This window comes from Methylobacterium sp. CCH5-D2 (genome assembly GCF_001556475.1).
GTDB classification, from domain to species: domain Bacteria; phylum Pseudomonadota; class Alphaproteobacteria; order Rhizobiales; family Beijerinckiaceae; genus Methylobacterium; species Methylobacterium hispanicum.
In genome coordinates, this window is the sequence record NZ_LSIX01000463.1 from 1 (window position 1) to 7,127 (window position 7,127).

Genomic DNA, 7,127 nt, shown 5'->3' on the forward strand with positions numbered 1-7,127 from the left:
GTTCCTTGCCCGAGCAGACCGGGGCGACGAGGCGGCAGCGCGGGTGGAAGCGGCAGCCGGAGGGCGGGTCGATCGGGTTCGGCGGATCGCCCGCGAGCAGCGCCTCCTGGGTGCGGTTGTCGGGATCGAGCGACGGCATGGCGTGGAGCAGCGCGTGCGCGTAGGGGTGGGCGGGCTCGGCCAGCACCGTGTCGGAGGGGCCGATCTCGGCGACGCGGCCGAGATACATCACCATCACGCGGTCCGAGATGAAGCGCACCACGTTCAGGTCGTGGCTGATGAAGATGTAGGTCAGCCCGAACTCGGCCTTGAGGTCGAGCAGCAGGTTCAGGACCTGCGCCTCGACCGACTTGTCGAGTGCCGAGACCGCCTCGTCGAGGAGGACGAGGCGCGGTTCGAGCGCGAGCGCGCGGGCGATGTTCACGCGCTGGCGCTGGCCGCCGGACAGTTCGTGCGGGTAGCGCGCGGCGAAACGCTTCGGCTCCAGGCCGACGCGGGCGAGGAGCGCCCGGGCCCGCTCGACGGCCTGACGGCCCGGCACGCCGTTGACCTTCGGGCCGAAGGCGATCGAGGCCTCGACCGTCATGCGCGGGTTGAGCGAGGCGTAGGAATCCTGGAACACCATCTGGACCTGGCGCCGATAGGCCCGCCAGGGGAGCGCGCGCGTGCCGACCGCCTCGCCGTCGAAGAGCAAGTCGCCGGAATCGCGCTCGATCAACCCCATCAGGAGCTTGGCGGTGGTGGATTTGCCGCAGCCCGATTCGCCGACGATGCCCAGCGTCTCCCCCTTCAACGTCTCGAAATCGACTCCGTCGACGGCGCGGACGACCTGTTTCGGTCCGCTGCCCTTGCGGACGGGGAAGTGCTTGACGAGCCCGGAGACCGAGAGGAGCGGCTGCGCCGGGCCGCCGCGGTCGCGGGGATCGACAGGCGCGCGCGCCAGCGGCTGAGCGAGGGCAGGGGATGGGGGGAGGGACAGGGTCGTGACGCTCACTGGCGGATCTCCATGGCCGTCCGCAGGCCGTCCGAGAACAGGTTGAACGAGATCGAGACGATGAAGATCGCGAGCCCCGGCAGCGCCGCGACCATCGGGTTCACGTAGATCGCGGTGCGCAGGGTATTGAGCATCAGGCCCCATTCGGGCTCGGGCGGGCGCACGCCGAGGCCGAGGAAGGAGAGGCCCGAGGCCAGGATCATCGACACGCTGATCAGCGACGTGGAGTACACGAAGATCGGCCCGACCACGTTGCCGAGCACCTGCACCCGCATGATGGTGAAGGCCGAGGCGCCGGAGAGTTTGGCGGCGTCGATGTAGTCGCGCCGGCGGATGCCGGTCGTCACGCTCTCGGCGACGCGGGCGATCTGGGGCACGAACACGCAGGTCAGCGAGACGATGGCGTTGAAGATGCCCGCCCCCAGTGCGCCCGACAGCGCGATGGCGAGCAGCACCGACGGGAAGGCGAAGAACACGTCGATGGTGCGCATCAGGATCGTGTTGGTCCAGCCGCCGACGTAGCCGGCCAGGATCCCGATCGAGGAGCCGATCGCGAAGGCGATCAGCACGGGCGTGACGCCCATGAAGAGCGAGAGGCGGGCCCCCACCATCAGGCGGCTGATCATGTCGCGGCCGAGCTCGTCCGAGCCGAGCCAGTAGGTGGCATCGCCCACGGGCTTGAGGCGGCGCAGCATGGAGCCCTTGTAGGGGTCCATCGGCGTGATCCAGGGCGCGAAGATCGCCACCAGCACGATCGCCAGGATCACGGCGCCCGCCGCCATGGCGACGGGATCGCGCATCAGCCGGTGGCCGACATGGCCCCAGAAGCCGCGGGAGGGCACGAAGACCTCGGCCTCGGCGACCGGGGCGGCGGTGGGCACGGCGCCGTCGAGGGCGACGGAGGCGGCGGTGACGGGTGCGGTCATCACTCTCTCCTCAGGCCCGCTCGATGCGCGGATCGAGGGCGGTCTGCATCACGTCGACGATGAGGTTGAGGCCGACGAAGAACATCGCCAGCACGAGGATCGAGCCCTGCAGCAGCGGCAGGTCGCGCTGGAAGATCGCGGCGTTGAGCAGGAACCCGGTGCCGGGCCACGCGAACACGGTCTCGATCAGGATCGAGCCGCCGAGCAGGTAGCCGAGTTGCAGGCCCATGATGGCGAGCGCGGTGGGCGCGGCGTTGCGCACCACGTGCTTGAACACGCCCCACTCGTTCATGCCCTTGGCGCGCAGCGCCTCGACGAAGTCCTGGGAGAGGATGTCGGCCACCAGCGCCCGGACCGTGCGGGCGATGATGCCGGTCGGGATCACCGACATCGTGACCGCCGGCAGGATGATGTAGCGCAGGTGCTCGAAGTCCGGCCGCCAGTTGCCCGAGCCGTCAGGCCCCGCGCCCGTCGGCGGCAGCCAGCCGAGCGTCGCCGAGAAGATGATCACCAGCACCATGCCGAGCCAGTAGTGCGGCACGCTGACCCCGAAGACCGAGAGCGCGGAGGCGGCCCGGTCGAGGATCGAGTTGCGGTGGTAGCCCGCGACGAAGCCGAACAGGGTGCCGAAGGTGAAGCCGATCAGCGTCGCGACCGAGGCCAGGATCAGGCTGTTGACGACCGCGCGGGAGACCTCGCCCAGCACCGGGCGTCCGGTGGCGATGGAGATGCCGAGATCGCCCTGGAGCACGTGCCAGAGCCAGATCGCGTACTGCACGGGGAGCGGCTTGTCGAAGCCGTAGGCCGCGCGCATCTCGTCGATGGTGGCCTGGGTGGCATCCGCCGGCAGGACGGCGCTCAAGGGATCGCCCGGGGCGAGATGCACCAGCGCGAAGCAGACCACGCTGACGCCGAACGCGACCGGCGTGACGTAGAGCAGACGTTTCAGGATGTAGAGCAGCATCGGCTCAATGAACTCGACTGTTTCAGCGGCATACGCGGCGGTTCGGGCAGATCTTCCGAACCGCTGGACTTCGGACCCGCGTCAGGAGAGCGCGCGGGTCCCCACTCCCGTGCGGGAGAGGGACAGGGAGAGGGGCTCGGAGCCATACGGAGAAGCCGTAGCCTGTCCGCGGTGGCCTCACGCCCCTTCCGTGGAGTTCTCGTCCCTCACCCCAACCCTCTCCCGCACGGGAGAGGGGGCCTGTCGCGGTTCCGGCCCGTAGGCCGGAGCCACCGATGTCAGCGGCCAGCGGTCGCCATGGTGATGTTCGAAAAATCCTGGAACCAGTTCTGCGCCTGGGTGAAGCCCTTCACCTTGGCGCTCATGGCGCGTGGATTGACGTCGTGCGTGATCATCACGAACAGCGCGTCGTCGACGAACTTCTCGTGGACCTGCTTCAGGACCTTCTCCTGCTCGGACTTGTCGAAGGCGTTGCGCACGCCGTCGAACAGCTTGTCCATCGCCGGGTCGCAGTAGTAGCCCCAGTTCGTACCGTTCGGCGGCGCGAGGTTGCACTGCAGGTGGCGGATGTAGCCGGTGAAGGGGTCCTGGATGAAGTACGAGTAGTTGATCGCCGAGACGCCGCGGGAGATGTCGGCCTTGGCGCCCGCGCGCCAGATGTTGATCAGGGTGTTCCACTCGACCACCTCGAAATCGACCTTGAAGCCGACCTCGGCGAGGCTCTGCTGCACGAACTCGTTCATCGGCAGGGGCTGCATCTGGCCCGAGCCCGAGGCCGAGATGCCGACCTTGATGGCGAGCGGCTTCTGGGGCGTGTAGCCGGCCTCGGCCATCAGCTTCTTGGCCGCCTCGGGATCGTACGTCACGTCGAAGGTCGGCTTGCCGAACCACTGGTGGCCGGGCGGCATGAAGCCCTTGGCCGGGATGGCGAGGCCGCCGAGCAGTTCCTTCAGGCCCTCGCGGTCGATGGCGAGGTTGGCGGCCTTGCGCACCCGGATGTCGTTCCAGGGCGAGCCCTCGATCCGGGAGAGGTGCCAGGTCCAGTTGTGCGGGTAGGCATTGGTGACGATCTTGAAGCCGGCCGATTTCAGCGAGGCCACGGCGTCGGGGGCGGGGGCCTCGATCCAGTCGACCTGGCCGGAGCGCAGAGCCGCGACGCGGGCGTTGGCCTCCGGCAGCGGCACCAGCACGAGCTTGTCGAGCTTCGGCACCCGGGCCTTGTCCCAGTAATTGGCGTTCGGCACCATCTCGGCGCGCTCGCGGGGCGCGAACAGCGTCATCTTCCAGGGACCGGTGCCGGACGGGGTCTTGGCGAAGGCGTCCCAGCTCTTGCCCAGCTTCTCCCACTGGGCGGGCGAGGACATCATGATCCAGGCGAGCTGGTAGAGCAGGGTGGCGTCGGGGGCCTTGGTGACGACCTCCAAGGTCATTGGGTCGAGCGCCCGGTAGCTCGCCACCGCCGGGATGCGGGTGCGCCCCTGGGCGGACTGGCGCGGGTCGTATTGCGGGGACTCGTTCTTCAGCAGCTTGTCGAGGTTCCAGACCACCGACTCGGCGGTGAAGTCGGAACCATCGTGGAACTTCACGCCGGGGCGGATCTTGAAGGTCCACTTCGTCCTGTCGCTCGGATCGACCGTCCAGCTCTCGGCGAGGCCCGGGACGATGTCGGACGGCTTGTCGGCCGAGGACAGGTCCCAGTTCACCAGCCCGTCGTAGACCGTGTAGCCGGTGAACCGCATGCCCTCGCCGCCGTTGTCGGCCTGCCCCGTGGTCAGCGGGATGTCGGATGCGGTCATGCCGATGCGGAGCACGCCCTGGGCCAGGGCGCCGGGCACGGCGCCCGACACCGTCAGAGCGCCGGCCAGCACCGCGCGGGTGCCAAGTCGTTTCGCGGTAGAGAACATGTCGGGGTTGCTGGCTCCATGGGGGGCACCGCGAGGTGCCCGGGGACGGAGCCGCTCTATGCAAGGGGTCGGCCAACACCGGCCGATGCGATCGGAGAGTTCGGCTCCCAGTCGCGCGTCACGGCATTCTTCGCGGCGGCGAGATCAACCTGAACGACGCGCGAAAGGACGATTTTCTTCTTTCGGGTGCTTCCGGCGTTCGGTTCCGATACATGCGCCGATGGGGCAAGATCGTCTGAACAAAAAATAGGCACTCCTTCGGACGACCCGGGGCCGGCCCGCAGAAATGCCTATCAAACAGGCCCTCGCGGGCCTGAACCGGATTGTCAGGCCTTCGGCGCGTTGGCGAGCGCCACCAGCGTGTGCAGCAGGACGTCGGCGCCGGCCGCACAATCCGTCGGCGTCGCCGATTCAGCCTCGTTGTGGCTGACGCCGTCCTTGCAGGGCACGAAGATCATCGCCGCCGGCATGCAGCCGGCGAGGTTGCAGGCATCGTGGCCCGCGCCGGAGACCATGCGGCGCCGGCTCAGGCCGAGCCCCTCGGCGGCGCCATCGACCGCCGCGACGAGGCGCGGATCGAACGGGACCGGCTCCTTGCGCCAGATCCGCGTGAGCGCGATCGCGAGGTTGCGCCGCGCGGCGATCTCGGCGGCTGCATCCGCGAGCGCGGATTCCATGGCGTCGAGCACCGGGGAGGCCGGGTCGCGCAGGTCGAGGGTGAAGCGGATCTGGCCCGGCACCACGTTGCGCGAGGGGCTGACGATCTCGGCCTCGCCCATGGTCGCGACGGCGGTGGGCGCGTGCGCCAGCGCGACGCGCTCGACCGCCAGCGCGAACTCGGCGAGCCCCAGCATGGCGTCGCGGCGGCGCGGCATCGGCGTGGTGCCGGCATGGCTCTCGAAGCCCGTGACCGTGCCGTCGAACCACGCGATGCCCTGGCCGCCCTCGACCACGCCGATGGTCCTGCCCTCGGCCTCCAGGATCGGGCCCTGCTCGATGTGCAGTTCCACGAAGGCGCCGATCTCGCGCGCGCCGACCGCCTCGCAGCCCCGGTAGCCGATGGAGTCGAGCGCCTCGCCGACGCTGACGCCCTTCGCGTCGCGCTTGGCCAGGATCTCCTCGGTGGTGAACGCGCCCGCATAGGCGGCCGAGGCCATCATGGCCGGAGCGAAGCGCGAGCCCTCCTCGTTGGTCCAGTTGACCAGCAGCAGCGGCGCCTCCGTCTCGATGCCGGCGTCGTTCAGGCTGCGCATCACCTCGAGCCCGGCGAGCACGCCGAGGATCCCGTCGAACTTGCCGCCGGTCGGCTGGGTGTCGAGATGCGAGCCGCAGGCGATGGGCTTCCGGCTCATGTCGCGGCCGCGGCGCAGGGCGAACTGGGTGCCGAGCGCATCGGTGCCGACCTCGAGCCCCGCCGCCTCGCAGGCGTCGCGGAACCAGTCGCGCACCGCGCGGTCCTCCTCCGACAGGGTCAGCCGGTTGAGGCCGCCCGCCGGGGTCGCGCCGAACCGGGCGGTCTCCATCAGGGTGGACCAGAGGCGCGATCCGTCGATGCGCAGGTTGTGGGTCTTCGGGGTCTCGGCTGTCATCGGCAACGCATCCTCTGGCCGGCCGCGGACCGGGGCCGGCAGGGCTCAGGGTACGGGATCGGGGCTCGGTGTATCATCCGCGGCCTGCCCCGCGTCAGCAACTGGAATGCCAGCCGCGGAGCGCACGGGCGCGCATCGTCATGCGTGCAGCGCAGGGCCTTGGGCTTCCGAAGGGCCACGGACCTTTGCCGGAGTCCGGTGCGTGCAGCCGCGGGATTGGAACCTCCGCCCCGGCGGAGCCGGGGCGGAGGTTCCAGATGCAGGGCTCCGCCCTGCATCCGCGAAAGGTCTCCGACCTTTCGAAACCGATTATTTGGCGTAGCGGTAGGGATCGGGCGTCCGGGCCGCCTCGTAGACGGGCTCACCCGCCACCCAGGTCGCCTGCACGCGCTCGGGGCCGAGCGTCATCTGCACGAACAGAAGCTCCTCGATATCCGTGCAGTAGCGGGCGCGGTGGGCGAGGAGCGGAGAGGCGGCGGTGTCGAGCACGCAGAGATCGGCCTCGTAGCCGACCGCGATGCGGCCGATCCGGTCCTCCAGGTGGAGCGCCTCGGCGCCGCCCGCGGTGGCGAGCCAGAGCGCGCGCACCGCGTCGAGCTTGTCGCCGCGGAGCGCCGCCACCTTGTAGGCCTCGCCGAGCGTGCGAACGAGCGAGAGCGTGGTGCCGGCCCCGATATCGGTGCCGAGCCCGGTCCGGACCGGGCGGCGCGGGTCGAGCGCGTCGAAGAGCCGGAACAGGCCGCTGCCGAG

Annotated in this window: 6 protein-coding genes; all 6 read right to left on the reverse strand. The window is 69.7% G+C overall.

Going from position 1 to position 7,127, the window contains the following annotated elements; translation table 11 throughout:
* The coding region (locus AX737_RS11765) for an ABC transporter ATP-binding protein (RefSeq protein ID WP_066921530.1) at positions 1-943 on the reverse strand (943 nt) is incomplete at its 3' end.
* A 47-nt stretch (positions 944-990) separates the two neighbouring features.
* On the reverse strand, positions 991-1,920 hold the full coding sequence (locus AX737_RS11770; protein WP_066921520.1) for an ABC transporter permease: 930 nt from the start codon (positions 1,918-1,920) through the stop codon (positions 991-993).
* 10 nt (positions 1,921-1,930) lie between these two features.
* The gene (locus AX737_RS11775; protein WP_066921523.1) at positions 1,931-2,884 is read right to left on the reverse strand and encodes an ABC transporter permease; all 954 of its coding nucleotides are present in this window, start codon (positions 2,882-2,884) and stop codon (positions 1,931-1,933) included.
* Positions 2,885-3,162: 278 nt separating this feature from the next.
* The gene (locus AX737_RS11780; protein WP_066921526.1) at positions 3,163-4,788 is read right to left on the reverse strand and encodes an ABC transporter substrate-binding protein; all 1,626 of its coding nucleotides are present in this window, start codon (positions 4,786-4,788) and stop codon (positions 3,163-3,165) included.
* Positions 4,789-5,114: 326 nt separating this feature from the next.
* The gene (locus tag AX737_RS11785; RefSeq protein ID WP_066921528.1) at positions 5,115-6,377 is read right to left on the reverse strand and encodes a Zn-dependent hydrolase; all 1,263 of its coding nucleotides are present in this window, start codon (positions 6,375-6,377) and stop codon (positions 5,115-5,117) included.
* A 309-nt stretch (positions 6,378-6,686) separates the two neighbouring features.
* Positions 6,687-7,127, reverse strand: a 441-nt coding sequence (locus AX737_RS11790; RefSeq protein ID WP_156453672.1) for an amidohydrolase family protein, incomplete at its 5' end; no start/stop codon positions are given.

What these genes read in the sequence shown, in the direction of transcription:
- AX737_RS11785 (WP_066921528.1), bottom strand. Translation starts at nt 6,377, where the DNA reads ATGACAGCCGAGACCCCGAAGACCCACAACCTGCGCATCGACGGATCG.
- AX737_RS11770 (WP_066921520.1), bottom strand. Translation starts at nt 1,920, where the DNA reads ATGACCGCACCCGTCACCGCCGCCTCCGTCGCCCTCGACGGCGCCGTG.
- AX737_RS11780 (WP_066921526.1), bottom strand. Translation starts at nt 4,788, where the DNA reads ATGTTCTCTACCGCGAAACGACTTGGCACCCGCGCGGTGCTGGCCGGC.
- AX737_RS11775 (WP_066921523.1), bottom strand. Translation starts at nt 2,884, where the DNA reads ATGCTGCTCTACATCCTGAAACGTCTGCTCTACGTCACGCCGGTCGCG.